This window comes from Pseudomonas sp. KT_2_4, from assembly GCF_041410225.1.
Lineage (GTDB): Bacteria > Pseudomonadota > Gammaproteobacteria > Pseudomonadales > Pseudomonadaceae > Aquipseudomonas > Aquipseudomonas paracarnis.
The window spans coordinates 2,914,741-2,931,312 of sequence record NZ_CP166962.1; the positions used below are offsets into that span (position 1 = coordinate 2,914,741).

10 protein-coding genes are annotated in these 16,572 nt (G+C 55.5%); 3 read left to right on the top strand and 7 right to left on the bottom strand.

Annotation, left to right across the window (positions count from 1 at the left end):
- Nucleotides 1-5: 5 nt before the first annotated feature.
- From pglZ to AB9N64_RS13495, 6 genes are all read right to left on the bottom strand, one after another.
- Nucleotides 6-2,012: a BREX-3 system phosphatase PglZ gene (pglZ, locus tag AB9N64_RS13470; RefSeq protein WP_371360358.1), complete on the bottom strand. Its 2,007-nt coding sequence runs from the start codon at nucleotides 2,010-2,012 to the stop codon at nucleotides 6-8.
- Entirely contained in the window at nucleotides 2,009-4,852 is a 2,844-nt protein-coding gene (locus tag AB9N64_RS13475; protein ID WP_371360359.1) for a DEAD/DEAH box helicase, read from the bottom strand. Before AB9N64_RS13475 ends, pglZ begins: the two co-directional genes overlap by 4 nt.
- Before the next feature lie 2 nt (nucleotides 4,853-4,854).
- Nucleotides 4,855-7,710 carry a DNA methyltransferase gene (locus AB9N64_RS13480; protein WP_371360360.1) on the bottom strand — a complete coding sequence of 952 codons (2,856 nt, stop codon included), beginning with the start codon at nucleotides 7,708-7,710 and terminating at the stop codon, nucleotides 4,855-4,857.
- Nucleotides 7,711-7,758: 48 nt separating this feature from the next.
- Nucleotides 7,759-11,499, bottom strand: coding sequence for a DUF6079 family protein (locus AB9N64_RS13485; RefSeq protein ID WP_371360361.1), 3,741 nt, complete (start codon nucleotides 11,497-11,499; stop codon nucleotides 7,759-7,761).
- 17 nt (nucleotides 11,500-11,516) lie between these two features.
- Entirely contained in the window at nucleotides 11,517-11,972 is a 456-nt protein-coding gene (gene brxF, locus AB9N64_RS13490) for a BREX-3 system P-loop-containing protein BrxF (RefSeq protein ID WP_371360362.1), read from the bottom strand.
- Between the two features lie 521 nt (nucleotides 11,973-12,493).
- On the bottom strand, nucleotides 12,494-12,769 hold the full coding sequence (locus AB9N64_RS13495) for a hypothetical protein (protein WP_371360363.1): 276 nt from the start codon (nucleotides 12,767-12,769) through the stop codon (nucleotides 12,494-12,496).
- Between the two features lie 167 nt (nucleotides 12,770-12,936).
- Between AB9N64_RS13495 and AB9N64_RS13500 the strand changes: the two genes are divergently transcribed.
- Together AB9N64_RS13500 and AB9N64_RS13505 are read left to right on the top strand one after the other, a co-directional pair.
- A complete protein-coding gene (locus AB9N64_RS13500) occupies nucleotides 12,937-13,254 on the top strand; it encodes a hypothetical protein (protein WP_014719976.1) in 318 nt (105 codons plus the stop codon).
- 177 nt (nucleotides 13,255-13,431) lie between these two features.
- Complete coding sequence (locus AB9N64_RS13505; protein WP_014719977.1) at nucleotides 13,432-14,175, top strand: LuxR family transcriptional regulator; 744 nt, start codon at nucleotides 13,432-13,434, stop codon at nucleotides 14,173-14,175.
- Between the two features lie 4 nt (nucleotides 14,176-14,179).
- On the opposite strand, the gene murB is transcribed toward AB9N64_RS13505, so the two are convergent.
- Complete coding sequence (murB, locus tag AB9N64_RS13510) at nucleotides 14,180-15,196, bottom strand: UDP-N-acetylmuramate dehydrogenase (protein ID WP_014719978.1); 1,017 nt, start codon at nucleotides 15,194-15,196, stop codon at nucleotides 14,180-14,182.
- 177 nt (nucleotides 15,197-15,373) lie between these two features.
- On the opposite strand from murB, the gene AB9N64_RS13515 reads away from it, so the two are divergent.
- Entirely contained in the window at nucleotides 15,374-16,561 is a 1,188-nt protein-coding gene (locus tag AB9N64_RS13515) for a sedoheptulose 7-phosphate cyclase (RefSeq protein WP_014719979.1), read from the top strand.
- Nucleotides 16,562-16,572 lie beyond the last annotated feature (11 nt).

Genomic DNA, 16,572 nt, shown 5'->3' on the forward strand with positions numbered 1-16,572 from the left:
TAAATTTAGATCCCATAACTAACTTTCACAAATGGCACAATCAACTCCTCGATCGATACTCCGCCGTGGACCACTACCTGCTCGCCTTCCGGCACAAAGGCGGTTCGCCCGGCGGCGAATAGAGGAATGAAGTTCGCGGGCAGTCCAGCTATCTCCAACCTGACGGTGCTGGGATATGCCGCAGCGGAATCGGCCAGTAAAGATTCACTCCGATAGATCCGCACGCGCTCGCCGCGTGTCTCTGCAATCACGCCCTGATTGGGCCGACCGACTCCGATAGCCTCAACGTTCCCGTGGTCTGCTGTGACGTAGACATGGTACCCCCTGTCCAGCAGCAACGAGAAAAGTCGATCAACAAAGCCCGTCACGAGCCAGTTGTCAATCCACATAGCTACGTCTTTCTTAGACCGCTCCTTGTGCAGCCGCTCATCAACCTCGTCAATGACTAGACCCACCACATTTGGACGCCTCTCGGTCAGATCTACTTCTAGCGCATCAAGTTGATCTATATGACGTAACGCCCGTCGATACATCACCTCACTAGAGCGGACGTCTTCGTTTTGCCAGAACATCTTCCATAACGATTCTTCCTTGTCCGTCCGGTCGATCGAGTCGTCGAATTCACGCGGCTTTAGGCCCGAGAACAGTGCCTGCCGCGACACCGATGTAACGGTGGGCAGCCATGCGAATACGGTTCCTTCGTCGAACGCGAAATATTTGGTTGTAGTAGCCAGGCTTTCTCGGATCTGTACCCATTGATCGAAGGCCAGCCCATCGAACACCAGCAAGGCCACCTTGGACTCACCTGCGGACCGTCGATGGCGTAAAAAGCGCGGTACGTGGTGCACCATCACCGGCCCCTTCGTGACGGGCTGCAGTATCAAGTCCGCATAATGCTTGGCTGTGACCCACGCTTGAAGTCGATCGTCCGATTGCGTCTGCAAGATCTTAATGCGATCGCGAATGGTAAGAAGATATCCGCTGCCAGGGGTACCTGGCAAAACGTGTGTGCGAGCCAGAATCTCGCCGTAGCGCTTAGCAAATTCACTCCAGTCCTTGTGGGACGCGGTTGCTGTGGGCAGTGCTTCGATCAGACTGTCGATGCTTTTGAGCACCAAAGCCTGTAGTGCCGTGTGGTCCTGGACAACGCCGGCGGTGATCCAACTTGGCATCCCTGAGGGAACACTGTGCACTGCCACCGGATGCAGGCTGCCGTCGAGAAACATGGAATCGACCAGCACCTGCACATCGGAGTGGACGAACGGAATCTCGATCTTGGCTACGTAGTGTGGTGGGGACTGTTCCTCTATACGCGAGCCATCGAGTCCCAGGGTCTTCAGATAGCGGCACCACGCTTCCTGCACTACCCGCAGCAGGGCATTCTTGGACGCCAGCCATGTAGCGACGGGCTGATCCGTGAACAACCCCTTGCCTTGAATGATGCCCGCCGCATGCTGCGCAAACAGCGGAGGCAAGGAACGGTTGGCGAAGTGCATCCGCAGCAGCTCGCGCCAGAAGTCCACCGGGTTGCGAATGGATCGCGGCGTCAGTTGATAGACATGTTCGAGGATGAAGTCCTTCGACTCGTTCTCGCTACGCGCTGTCTGCAACTCGGTCTGATGAGCATGAAACAACCCGGCAAAATGCTCCTGCTCGACCTGCTGCACCGCGCTGTACGCCAGCCTGGGGAAAAGCTCGGCAAGACTGAGCCGAACCACACGCCCGTGGTGAACAACATCCCACGGCAACTCATTCGCATCTGCTCTACGCAGATGCAGCACCAGCGAAGGCGCGGGCCCTTGTTCACCCCGATCCCATGCGGCGCGGTAACGTTCCTCGAACTCCGCACGGAAAGCAAACGGGTCTTCGTAGAGCATCATCTCGAAGCCCCGGTCGCGCAGTTCGGACAACAGCTTCTCGTCGAGCAGCACGTCGTCCGGGTCGCAGGCCACCCACAAACGGGTGAGGTCGGCCGTGAAGTGGCTGAGAATACGTTCTGACCACTGGCTCATGCCACACGCTCTTTCGTCATGTTCGCTCCGGGCATCACATCGCTGGAGACGCGCACCATCATCACGGCATTTAAATCCGGCACGCAGGCACCCATATTATCTAAGGCCGTCATGCGTGCATCGTGTTCTTGCTGCAGTCGCTTGCGCCGATGTTCGCGCACGGCTGGCAAGCCGATACGCCCGATCGCCTGACTTCGCGCCTCGAATGCATACACCGCACGCTCGCGTTCCTCCTTCAGTCGGGCACGGTGTTCATTCACCAGCTCGGTAAAGATCAGCTCACCTTGAGTGCTGGCGGCCGCATGCGATGCCGCAAACCGCGTCACAGACTCCTCAGCACACGTCAAGGCATGTACGTCCACCATTTCCGTCAGCAGTAGATCCCATACGCGTTTGGCTGTCGGTACGAAGGGCCGACCTTCCTCGTTGATGAACACCGGTAAGAAGCGCTTCCGGCTCAGACCTTCAGCTGCCAAGCTGATTTCCCACAGCGACCAGATGCCGCGAACCGAATCCGGCAAGCCGGTCACGCGGATCACCGGCAGCGGCTGGCCGACGACAAAGCGAGGCAGCTCACAGATCACAGCCCGGGCGCGAGGGTCCTCCATCGTGATCCATTCGAATTCCGGATTTTCGTCCGCCGTGCGGGCGTCGAAACAAGCCTGTTTGGATTCGCTTTCGTCCACCCAATTAACCCGCCAGGCACTACCAACCTTGGCGGCTGAACCACCGCGTGCGGCCAACCCATTGGTGATGGCACGTTCCAGCCAGAACTGGGCCGGATGATCACGCCATTTGCGAGCGTCGTCCGCGTCTAGATCGTGCTCCGTTGTCAGCAGATCGCTGTTCTGCTTCGACTCTGCCAGCGCGGATCGCAGCTGCGAAACCACGGCGTCGCATTCCTGCTCGATCGCATCCGGGTTCTGCAGGCCATGCAAGAACAACTCGTCGAAGATCGGATCGGCCTCGACCGAGTCCATAACGTCGGCCGCCTTGTCGACGCCAAACTCCTGCGCGATGATCTCGAGCTTTGCCTCCAATACCTGACGCACACGGTGTTCGACCGTATCTTCCAGTACGAAGTTGATAGCCCGCACCACATGGTGCTGACCGATACGGTCGACGCGGCCAATACGCTGCTCAATCCGCATCGGGTTCCACGGCATGTCGAAGTTGACGATGACGTGGCAGAACTGAAGGTTCAAACCTTCGCCGCCGGCATCTGTTGAAATCAGCACACGCACATCCTTGGAGAACACCTGCTGAGCGCGAGTGCGGGCTTCCAGATCCATGCTGCCGTTGAGCGTCGCCACCGAGAAACCACGACTCAAAAGAAAATCGGCCAGCATCGCTTGGGTAGGTACGAACTCAGTGAAAATAAGCACCTTAAGCGCTGGGTCTCCTTCTTCCTGTTGCAGCTTGTAGATCAGCTCCAGCAACGCCTCGGCCTTAGCATCGGTGCCTGCGGCTTCGGTTTCGCGAGCCAGATCCAGCAGCATCTCGACTTCGGACTTCTCCAACTCCCAGCCACTGGATTGCATGGCCAGATCCACCTGAGATTGCCCATCAAGATCTGCCCACTCGTCCTGGCTGGCGTTCTCGAATAGGTTCGCTTGGGGCTGTGCTGTATCGAGTAGAACCTGCCGCCTCTCCAGCGTAGTGCGGATGGCTGCGGTACTCGACGTCACCAACCGCTGCATCAATATCATCAAGAAGCCTATGTGACGCTGCTTGGCTGCCATCGCCTGGTTGTAACCGTGGCGAACGTAGTCGGTCACCGCCTCGTACAGGCGCTGCTGCGAGCCATGCCGCGCCTGCCATGCGACAGCCTGAAGCCGCGTGACGCGCGGCTTAAACAGAGGCTGGCCTTCGGCATTGATCGACAGTCGCTTCTCTGTGCGGATAACGAATGGTCGCACCCGGTCACGGTTAACGCTGCTTTCGTCCGGAAATGCCTCCCGGTCCAACAACTGCATTAAGCGCATGAACTGGTCGGTTTTGCCCTGGTGTGGCGTGGCCGACAGCAGCAAGAGATAGGGCGATGCTTCCGCCAACGCAGCGCCCAGCTTGTAGCGAGCGACCTGTTCGGTGCTGCCGCCCATACGGTGGGCCTCATCGATAATGACCAGATCCCACGACGCGGAGATCAAGTCCTCGAATCGCTCGCGATTGTAGGTATTCAGCTGCTCCAAGCTCCAACCGCGACGGCTCTCCATGGGTTTGACCGAATCAAGTGAGCAGATCACCTGGTCGTGCATACGCCACAAGTTTTCTTCCTCGCCCGCACCGCCGCTGCGCCACTGGCGGAAGGCCGCAAGCTCGGACGGTTCGATGAATTGCAACTTCTCGCCGAAGTGCAGGTGCATTTCGGCCTGCCATTGGCGCACCAGCCCTTTTGGCGCCACCACTAGGATTCGCTTCACCCGACCACGCAATTTCAACTCGCGCAGCACTAAGCCTGCTTCGATGGTCTTGCCGAGGCCCACCTCGTCTGCCAGCAGGTAGCGAATGCGATCACGGCTTACCGCGCGGTGCAGAGCGTAGAGCTGGTGCGGCAGAGGCACAACACTAGATTGGATCGGCGCCAGCAGCAGGTTGTCCTCCAGCGCGTCCAGCAGCTTGGCCGCCGCCGTGGCGTGCAGGATCTGCTCCACACTCGGATGCACGCTTTCCAGCGGAGCCAGATCCACCGCCCGCGCACGCACCACCGCGTCCTTGGCCGGCAGCCACACGCGGTAGGCAACCTCGCCCCACATGTCCTGCCGCTCGATCACTCGGCACGGTGATGCCTGCCGGGTGAACCAGCACCAATCGCCGATTATGAATCCGCTACCGGCCACGATCAGATCCCGTCTTCGGTACGAGTTAGCGCGAGGTCATAGAGGGTGAGCAGCTTCTCATCCTCTTGCAATGTAGCATCAGGCAGTTTGTCGGCGATGCTGATGATCGTCGCGTAGTCTTTGTTCGCCCACGCCGCGCGGAAGCCTGCACGCAGCACCTCGAGACGCGACTCCTTAATCTTGCGGCCTGTCAACGATCGATAGGCGTCGAACTCTTTGAGCAATGCCTTCTCGCGCTTCTTCTCCAGGTCCTGCGCTTTGTTTGGGTCGGGCACGTACCAACGATCCTTGGCCTTGGCCACTAATGCAGGACTGTTCTTTTCTAGCCCACGAAGATCCCGGTGATTGGTCGAGAGGTAGCTGTGGATTTGGCTGGGCACCTCACCTGTACCCTCGTACTTCAGGAAGTTGTCCTCTAGCAACGCTGACAGCTCGGGCTTGGTCTCGTGCTTTTTCCAGCCTGCGCCAAGCTGCCCCATGAATTCCGGGCTGACTTCTTGGTAAGTCGATGGGCGACGCTTCAGGAAATCTGACAGCCAGTCGATCGCGCTTCGCTCGTCAGAGACAAACATCTCCATCTGCGGCGCGACGGCAACTTGCAGCCGCTTCTTGTCGTACTCAGCCACCTGATCCGGCAGAAACACCATACCGTCACGCTCGACGAAGCGCTGCATGAGCCCGGACTGGAACTCATGAGATGACATGGGTACTGGCGTGTTGTGTCGTACAAACCAAGCGACCATTCGATCAAAGATAATGCGCGGGTCACGTTCAACAATAAACTCTAGTTCGCCGACTCGAAATTTGACTATTGGCAAATAACCCAGGTGTGTCCTGACGAAATCCCAAGCAGACTCTTCACTATTGAGATTGGCAGTAAAACGATCTTCAAGCCCTCCATTGGGCTTGTAAGCGCTGATAATCAAATCTTGCTTCACTGCAGTAGTCGTAGTGACTGCTTTGAAGCTACCCTTTTTCTTGTCGATCGCTGAAACATTAGCAACGACAAAGCCGGCTTCTTGTAGTGCCGTCTGAATTGCGTTCCAAACAGACGCCTGAGTGTTGGAGAATTCGACAGTCATCCATCGGCCAGGCTTTAATATGCGATAAGCCTCAGAGAAGCCTGCACTCATCAATTTTCTGTAGTCGTCAATTGATTTTCCTTGCTCTTTACTTTGAATTGCCTCACTTAGATTGTTCGTAGTAGCGCTCAGCCAGCTTTCCCAAAGAAAATTGAGTTCTGAGTACATCAAGTTACCCCCGAACGGAGGGTCAATAAAAATGTAATCCAATGAGTTAGGTGGCACGTCCATGGAGAACGCAGAGCCTGTCGAAACCACATATTTGTTCTTATGATTGCGAAGCACCTTATCCATATTAGAACGAAGGCTCCATTTATCAATCACATTTAACTCAAGAGAGATTGATGGCGCATACAAGGTTCCATCAAGAGGCTTATCGACTTTCCCACCTTTCCCGCTAAAGTAGTTGGAGACATTCAGCCTGCAAAGTCTGTTTACGAACTGATGGGTGGACGTAAAGCCAAACAGAAGCTGTCGCCCTAGAGGCCCTGAGCACATGGATCTCAAAGCCGATAGTGCAATCAAGTTCCTGTGGGTATAAAAGTGGTGCACGTGCGTCACGCCAATGGGATCATTCCTGCGCGTTTCCGCACCCTCCGACATCCTCGTAGTCGGATATTTGTCCTTGATCTCGACCCCGCTAACTCTGGTGATCAAGGCGAGGTCTACTTTGTCCGGGCGCTTCTCATGCCGCTGCCTGCCGACACTGTAATTAATTAAGACAGGTACTTGCTTGGCTTGCTTAGTATTTTGGCTAAGCGCTGTATCAATTTTCGTTTCCCATGCTCTTCCCAACTCCTTTTTTCCGAATCGAGCACTGCAGCTTGGGCATGCTAGGTCATCTCTAACGCCGCCATTTTCATGATCGAGCGCCACATCAAAAAAGACAATTTCATGTGCGCATTCCGGGCACGAAAACACATCAGACCATACAGTGTAGTTAATCCGTGCGCACAACCCTACCCCTGAAAGATCTGGCAATGAATTGTGTTCAACTAATTGCAAGGCGGAATCTAGTTGTTGATCGGTTGGCTGATGAAGTGTCTGATACATCCACCCATAGTTTTTTTGGAGAGCCTTTGAAATCTCTACTGTTGCTGACTCCAAGTCGTGAGTATCGACGGACGAGTTGAAGTTATACGCAATGAATCCACCAATCGTCGATAGATCGTTGAGCACTGGGATTCTTGGCCCGATTTTTGATATCGCACGCAACTCTGTTTTGCCACTTTCATTAACATGATCAAAAACTATTCCCTTATCATCCACCGTGTAACCCAGAGATTCCACGGCTCTCCGATCTCCGCAAAGTTGTGCGGCTACCCCTGTCATCCCAGTTCCACAAAAAGAGTCAAGGACAAGCTCTCCTGGCTGCGTGTAATGCAACAGGTAGCGCATGATCGCTTTGTGAGGGACCTTGGTGTGGTAGCTGTGTGCGTTGTAAATCGGATCGTTCTTTCCCTCGCTTACGTCAGCAGTGAATGGCTCTACGTGGCGGGTTTCGATTCCTGTTTTGTATTCCGACCCATAACTTTTTACGAAATCCCTAAGAAATGGATTGGGGCAGGCTGTGTAATACGGTGGGTCAGAAAGATCCAAGATGGCTTCGTCCGAACCGATAGGGAAACCCTCAATTTTCCGGAACGCCGGATCTTTCAGCTTCTCAGCAAGCAACTTCAGGTAATGCTCGCGGCGAGCCTCATCACTCGGGAATGTTTGCCCGAGGCATTCAACGGGGCCGGAGTTGGCCGCGTGGTTCTGGAAAAGATCACTCATCAGTTGCTCCTCAAATTCTTTTTTTCATAGTCGGGTGATCAGGGCGTATCACTCGATCACGAAGCGCAGCTTGGTGGCATCCTTGCCCTTGCAGCGCTCGTTCATGAAGGTGTCGAAGCGCTTACGCAGGTCGTCGGGCGTGGCTGGTGAGCCGCCCTGCAGCAGCGCCTGCTTGATCTCGTCGCCCTTGACCGCGATTTTCTCCAGCCCCGACAGCGCCTCTTGCACGGCATTGGCGAACTCGGATGTCATCGGCTCCGGTAGCTTCCGTGAGGTCAGAAAGGCGTCGATCAGCTTCTTGGACGCGGGCGGCAGCAGACCAAGGCTGTCCTGCGTGAACGGGTCCTCCAGGTTTTCCAGCAGCGTTTGCTGCCAGTTGGCTACCAACTGATCCAGATCATCGTCCAGCTTGTGCAGCCGGTTGGCCGCCGGGATCAGCTCCAGCTGCTCAGCAGACGGGCGGAACTGGCAGTGCGGGCAAACGGCTGCGGCGACCAGAGTCGGCTCATCCAGCGAGGAACAGCTCTTCAAGCCGTTGAGTGACTCCTCGAAGGCGGTAAGCTGGCTGGTGGGCATCAGCGATACGCCGGCCAACACGCGCAGCGCCAGCAGGCGGTCGTCCTTGCGCAGGGCGTTGCGGGTCTTGTCCTCTGACACGCCCAGCCGCGCCTTGCTGTGGCTGGCGATATAAGCGGTGATGTAGTCCTTCTTGAGCTGGCTGAGCGTCTGCCGATACTCGGAAGCATGTTCTGCCGTGCGGTCCTGGCTCAATCTCTCCTGTAGCGCCTTGCGGGCGGCTTCGGCCTGCTTCACCCACGGGTGCTCGACAGGTAGCACCATCTCTGCCTGCGACAAGTAAGAAGCCGTGCTGCCCAGCTCGACCACTAGTTCAAGCAGGCGCTCGACAGCGGCCAACACCTCCAGATTCTTTTTATGGCCGTTGATGTCTTCCTGCGTGACGCGCAGGTTCTTGAGCTTGCCGACAGTGTTGTACGGCGCCAGCGACTCGGTGAACTTCTTCAGTGCGTCCAGCCGGGAGTGCCAGTCTTTGGCTTCTTCCTCACGTAGCAGATTTTGGCCCCAGAAGCCTAGCTTGCCTTGTTGAAGGTCGGAGCCAGCTTTGAGCACGCGCGGCACCAACCCACTGAGTTTCTCCTGCAGTTTGATTACCGGCTCGGTGTCACCCTGGCTAGCCTTTTGGGCGAGGCCGGACGGCAGGTCAAACAACTCGAACAGGGCGCGCAGTACCGCGAGGTTGATCTCCTTGGGAGCTTCAACATGCTTGAACTGCTTGAGCTCTTCAATGGAGCGTTCCGCCAGTTGCGCCAGCTTGCCGGAGTCGATCTTGTCGCCGGTGATAGACAGCACGATGTCGCCGGAGTAGACCAGGCCGCCCAGCACAGTAACCAGCAGATCGGGCTCCAGCCGGTACTTGATCGGCGCGAAATACTCGACGTCTGAGGTGCCCGAGAGCAGTTCGTTGCGGTTGAGCACCTGGCCGTGGCCCTTGGCCTTGAGGCGATTCAGCACTTCCTGGGCGTAGCGAGAGTTCGTCGGATCGACGCGATCGCCATCAAGCAGTTCCAGGGCATCGAGAATGGCAGCCGCGTCCTTGGTGCGAGTGCCACCGGCCAGGGCACGCAGCGCATTACCGATCAGTTGCTTGCGGTTGGCTTCGGTCACCAGCACCGAGAAGGTAGGGTGCTCCGGCGAGAGATCGAGAAAGCGCTGGCCCAGCACCAGGCCTGAGATGACGTTCACCACGTCGCGGAAGTTGATGCGCTCGTCGGCACCAAGCCGCGCCCGGTCGCGCAGCGAAACACCTTTGGCCCACTCCTGCAGCGTCTTGGTCTTGCCCTGGTAGGTGACCTCGAATGCCGTACTCTGCTTATCCTGTAGCCACTTGCTCATGGCACGCAGGGCATCGTCTGCCTTTGAGATGTAGATGTTTTTTGCTCCACTGCTGGCAGTAGACGCCAGATCACGTGCAGCCGCATATTGCGACAGGTAACGCTTATAGTCCTCGTCCGGCGACTTCAGGCGGAAGAATACTTCGTCTGCCAGGTGGTTATCGCTGAACTTTGGCTTGTCAAAGGGCTGGATGAAATAGATATAGAAGTCGCGCTCAGGCTGGGCGGTGGGCCGGTCATTTGGGGCACCAAAGAACAGATAGCCCATGCGCTCGACACGGCGTTCTTGCCACTCGACCTGGTACTGCCAGATCTGGAATCCGGGGTAACTCAGATCGTCGGTGCACTCCATCAACTTCTTGATGGCACTGTAATAAGCACGATCAAGCGCGTCGTCGGACAGGGCTTCGGCACGCTTTTCGATCTGCGCGTCGTAGTCGATGTCCTTCTTGAGATCGAGGTAGTACTGCTCGGTGTCCGGCGCCTTGGAGATGAACTGACCGTTGACGGTCTTCAGCACTTCCCGCATGACGGTCTGCACCATTGACAGCAGATTCTCGGCGGGCTCACCCGGCATGTCTTCCACGCCCGGTTGAAACAGGCACAAGGCGTCGCGCAGCTCAGCGGCCGTGGGGCCAATCGGAATGTGAATGTCGCCGCCGGTGGTCAAACGGTTCACGGCCAGCGCGTTGATGACGCGTAGCGCCATCGGCTTGTAGGCCGGGCGCGTGAAGGCCTGTTGAACCCGCGACTCCAGCACCTCGGAGACACGCATCACTTCCTTAATATTCGGGTCGGCGCGCAATACCGAGTTAGCTTTGATGGTGTTCCAGAAGCTTTCGTAGCTTATGAACTGTGGCCGGTCAGTGGGCACATCTTGGTCGAGGATCGCCAGCATGGCGGACTCGATGGTCTTGAGCGCTCCACGCTTCTCGGTGAAGTGGATTTGCTCGAAAGTCTTCAGGTAATCCGGGTGTACCGGGAACAGACGCACATATTCGTCCATACGCTCGTTCATGGAGCCATAGAACTTGGCGAACGGCGTCAGGTACTCGCGGATCTTGTTCTGCTGATCGGCAGTTTTCTTCAACAGACGCGCGGAAACGACGAAGCTAACGTCCTGGCGGTCGATCAGAATCTGAGTGAAGCGTTCGTTGACGCGGCGCATGCTGTCGGCGACGTGCTGAAAGCGCACGCTGTCGAAGATGGCCTCCTGCACACCGGCGACGAAGCGGAACTTCAGATGCTTGGTGACTTCGCCGATCTGACGCAAGATAGCCAAATCCTGCACTAGCTCGTGGTCGCGACGGGACTGCAGGTACTCCAGGAATTCATCGACGACAAGCAGCACGCCCTGGGTCGGGAATTTCTCGCCGAACGCCGCCATCATCTCCTCGAAGGAATCCTTATTGTTAAGCTCCTTGTCCGCCGTCGGGAATGTGTAGTCGACGCCGAACTTTTCGAGGAAACGCTCAAGCTGCAGGGTGATGATCTGGCGCAGCGGCATTTGCAGTCCGCCGACCTCGATGCGCAACACCTTGAAGCGGCCGGCGATCGGGGCAACCGCTTCGGCAACCTTGGGGTGGCGGATCATCGGTGCGTAGCCAGCGTCTTCAGCCACCAGCGACAGCACCGACATCAAGTGCGATTTACCGGTGCCGTAGTTGCCGACGATCAGCACACCTTTGTGATCGACCGAGTCGTCGAAACTGAGCTGGGGAACCATGAGCTTGGAGATCCGCTCGGCCATGTCATCGGAGATGACATAGGTCGCGACGAGCTTCTTGGCCTCGTCCGGGCGCCCGGCATCGAGCAGCTGAATGACTGACTCGATCTGCTCGAACTGGATTAAATCTCCGTACTTCATGTTCACGGCCATGCGCTCTTCACTCCCCTTTAAATTTCGAAGATGACCACGCCTTCGCGGCTGTAATCACAGTGTTCTTGATGAGTTAAGTCAGCGTATATCAGCCGGTCACCGCGCAGCTCTCCAGGCCAAACGGCGACCACTCGCTGGTAATGTGCGAGCCCCTTGAGGAGCTCAAGCGGATGAATCTGTAAACCCGGCTCGAAAAGTAGCTCCAGGTTGTCTAGCAAGAGCACCTCGTCCATGCGGGCTCTCACACAGATATCCCGAAGCTCCTCCCCTACAGCGAAGCTGCGCTTTGGTTTTGGAATGGCCGCCAGCCGGCGCGCAAGCACCGCGCTGATGTTGAGAGGCTCTACAGCAAGGTTGACGGCAAGCTGGCGAAGCAGATGGGTCTTACCGCTCCGACTAAGGCCAACCAGGAGAATTAGCTTGCTGTTAAGGTCGCCGATTTCGTCGACGAGTCGTTCGAGTTTGCTCAGCACGCCGACTTCCTTATCCAGGCGAATGTGAATGAGAAATCTGCGAACATCTCAGCAGCAGATCCTCGGTTTAGCATCCCGTTACCGCCTATAGAGGGGCTTAATGAGGACCGTTTGGACCAATCAATCATCATATCCCACTGATACTCTTCGCGTAAATTGCAGCAGGTAAGGCGTGCCGCGGTTATAGAGCATCACAAAGCCAAGGGCGCGGTTGTAGAGATCCGTGGAGTCGTAGTTGCCGGGCTCGAGGTGATGACGGATATGCGACTACCTTGAGACATTGTCCACCTTATCGGCAGAGATCGCCTCGTCATGATGATTGATCTCAGGGTCATCGACATTGCAGATAAGGAATACGAGGTTGAGCGTCTTCATCTGGACTGGCACCGACATAGACTCCTGAGTCGGCACCAGGGAGATTCCGACATCCTGAGTCCATATTCAGCCGCCCAGTATTCCATATGGTATTCCACCAAAATTTCAAAAAAATATTTTCTATTTATTTTCAATAGGATAGAAGATCATTTCAAATTACCCCGGCCCACCAGAAAAGCCCGCACAGTCCGGGCTTTTCTGCATTTGGGTGAATGACAAACGGTTATGAATTGATGCGAGGTCTCCCCCGGACTCAGTAGCTTTTCAGCAACACCACCTGCGGCGTCCTGCCGAACGAACACACCTGCGACTCCCCAGCCCTCATAAAGCCCGCCACCCCAGGCTTTGATCAGCCGTTGCCAGCAATGATCAGCGCGCTTGAACACGTCATTTAGCCCCATGACGGCGCAGGTAGCGGCCATAGGGTTTGCCTCCCCGCCAGGTAAAAGCCCGCGAACTCCTGCCAATAGCCAGTCAGCCAGCATGCCTTGAAACGTATGAGCTTTTAGGACCACTATCGAGTGGTGACAACCAATAAAACCACGGGCAGCTATCGTGAACCTAAGCCCCGGGAAACCAGGAAACGCTCATGGACACTTCCACGCTGCAGTCACTCAAGCTTGGGATTATTTCAGCCACCGGCCTCTCAAGGGACGCGTTGCATATCTATGTAGGTCTGGCATTGCTGATCGCTGCCAGCTGCATCACTCGAAAATCCCTGGGCTCCTTCAGCAATTGGCTGGTGGTGTTGGCGGGGGCGAGCCTCATCGAGCTGTTCGATCTGATGGATGATAAGGCGAGCCTGGGACACTGGCGGTGGGCCGCGAGTCTCCATGACATCGCCAATACACTGTTCTGGCCAACGGTTCTGGTCGTGGCCTACCGTTTCAGGCTGATTAAATTCTGATCAGCAAACCCGCGCTGTGGTTCTCCTCACACACAGCAGCATAAAGACGCTTTAGGTCAAGACTCTGACCCAGATGGTGTTGCCCCATGCACTTGCTTTTTGTTTAGATCGGCCCCTGGCCTACCCATGGATGAACGATCACTGCCCATAAGCAGCTTCAGGAAGAGGAGATCTCCCATGCACTTGAATAAAGAGCGATATGGCGTTGAGCTTTACAACTTGCTGGAATGTTTAAATTTCGACACCACCGCCAAAGGCCCCGTTATTGAAAAGGTGTTGGAATGGGCGCAACGCTATATAGATTATAGCTGCGTTGCGGTCTGCACCCTTGAAAACACTGCGTTACCTTCCATCGAGTTTTACTACGAAAAAAATGTTCCCGAGCACTGGCTCAAGGAATACCACAGGAATGATTACGCCAAGGATGACCCCGTCATCCAGTACGCTTTAAATATCGGCGGAGTTTTTTCCTGGCGCGATGCTCTCGTTTCTTTTGACACCCCACGTGGCAGAGAAGTTATCGCGCGGGGCGAAAGGTATGGGCTGCGACACGGTTATACCTATTTCATGCCGGATGCAGAGGCTCAACCGCTGGCACCGAAACTGGTATCGCTGGCCAATGTCAGTTCGAAGTCCGACGTAAAATGCGAGTACATCATTGCCACATTGGGCGCGACATTATGTTACCTGGCAGAAAACGTGATCACCCAAAAAGAACTTTGCAAAGCTCCTTTGAATGACAGTGAGCTGCAAGTTTTGGATTGGTCAGCCAAGGGCAAAAGCATCTGGGAGATTGCGAAAATCATTGATACGCCAGAGCGTACTGTGAAATACCATTTACTCAATACCTATCGAAAACTTGAAGCTTCCAACAAGACCCAAGCCGTCAGCAACGCGCTGAAGCTTGGCTTATTGCACTGACGGATCAATCAATAAACACCGGCTCACGCGTCAACTCTATATGAAACCTGGCAAAGACTAATCGCCGCAGCAACTCGCCGAATGCGATAATCTCGGCGCCTGTGGCGCCTTCGTAATTAATAACCACCAATGGGTTATGCGTATAAATGCCTACTCGATCGACTCGAAAGCCGACAGCGACGCACTGTTGAATAAGCCAGCCCGCCGATAATTTCCAGCGCCCGCCTGGCTGCTCGAATGCTGGAAACTGGCTATAACGGGCCATCAGCTGCGCCATGCATGCTGCGCTGACCACCGGATTCACGAAAAAACTACCGGCATTGCCGAGCTGGCCGGGCTCTGGAAGCCGTCGATTTCGCACGCGTCTTACTGCTGCGGTAATGTCCGTCAGCGTTCGGGCCTGCGGCTGAGCACCCAGCTCCTCGCGGATTTTCGCATCCAACTGGGCCCAGGCTCCGCACTCACGCATCTGGAACAGCACACTCAAGATGACCAATCGTTGTGCGTAGCGTGATTTGAACACACTGTCGCGATAGCCCAGGCCCAAGTCATTGCGCGGTAGCCAGTACCGAGTGTGGGTCAGTCTATCGAGTACCTCAACACCGACCAGGCAGTCTGCAACCTCCGTTCCATAGGCGCCGATGTTCTGAATGGGTGCAGCCCCAACCGTGCCAGGTATGCCCGCCAGCGACTCGAGCCCTTGCAACTGCGCTTCTGCGCAATACTGCACAAACGCGTCCCAATTGACGCCCGCACCAACACGCACCCACCGATGAGTGCCCCGGGAGCGCTGCTCAATATCGATAAAACCTTCGAGCAAAATAACAACACCGTCAAAATCCCGAGCCAGCAGAATATTGCTGCCGCCCCCAAGAAAAAGCACTTTTAATGCCTTGCGTTTTGCAAACGTCAGGATTTTTTTCAGATCGTCATGCGTGCCCGCCTTGCATAACAAATAGGCACGAACATCAACCCCGAACGTATTGAAACTGCGAAGGGATTGCCGATAACTGATCTGCATAAGCACTCACCCAGCGCGTTGATTTCTGTTGGCATCGCTAAAAGCTAGCGCACATAGCCTTAGCCTGCCCACTGTCCAAACGGACACTTTACAGCCCGGCCCTTGAGCGCACAGGATTGGATCCAAGACAAAAAATATACGTCAACTATTGCACTTACCAATTGCGAGGGTTGTGTCATGGAAGTCTTATCAAACGTTCATCCGTGCGCGGATAACCGTCCGGCCTGCCAACAATGGATTATTAAAGGCAGCCACTCGATTGAATATTCAGTTATTGAAGCGCCGCGTCTTTTTGATTCTACCAACATCAAGCTGGCGGTCTGTGGATCGTCGGCCTCGTCGATGACTTACGATAAGCGTCTGATTTTCATCGATAGCGAAGTTTTAACCTTTCACGGCCCACGCCTTCGGCAGTTTTTCAATGCCTTTGAAGGTGAATATCGGATTGTCCCGATTCACATTACCGAACGCCTCAAGGACTACGCGATGGTGGAGAGTATTCTCCAGCATATGGTTGACTTTGGCGTCTCTCGTAAAGATGAACCGGTTATCGCCATCGGCGGCGGTTGCTTGATGGATGTTGTAGGCATGGCCGCAAGTTTATATCGGCGCGGTGTGCCGTATATCCGCATTCCAACAACACTGTTGGGCATTGTTGACGCCGCCGTAGGGGTTAAAACCGGATCAAACTTCGGCGCCCATAAAAACAGGGTGGGCAGTTATTACGCGCCGATCTGTGCATTGCTCGATACGTCCTTCCTGGAAACGCTGCCGACACGGCATATTAAAAATGGAATGGCCGAAATATTGAAAATGGCAATCATCGCCGACCAGGCGTTATTCACTGTCATTGAGAAAAACGTGGAGCATCTGATGGCTGATCGCCTGGCCCAATCAGCGCTTTCGTTAGGTGTGGTGCGCAGTGCAGTGCATGGCATGCTCAAAGAGCTCGAACCTAACCTCTGGGAAAGCAACCTGCAGCGGCTGGTGGACTTTGGCCACACGCTCTCGCCGATCTTTGAGATGAAAGCGGTCGACACCCTGCTGCATGGTGAGGCCGTCGCAGTGGACATGTGTATTTCAACCCTGGTCGCCGCCAACCGCAAGCTACTGGAGCCACGCCAGGCATTGCGCATCATTGAGCTGACCAAAAAAATTGGCCTGCCGATCATTCATCCCACCTGTACCTCAACCAATATCACCCAGGCACTTACCGAAATAGTCAAGCATCGCGATGGGCTGCAGCGAATGCCCGTCCCCACAGACATTGGTCAAGCCACCTTCCTCCACGATGTGACTGCACAGGAATGCATACGCGCCTGTGAACAGCTCAGAGAGATCGCACAGCAATACAGCCCGGCCTGACGAGACAGGAG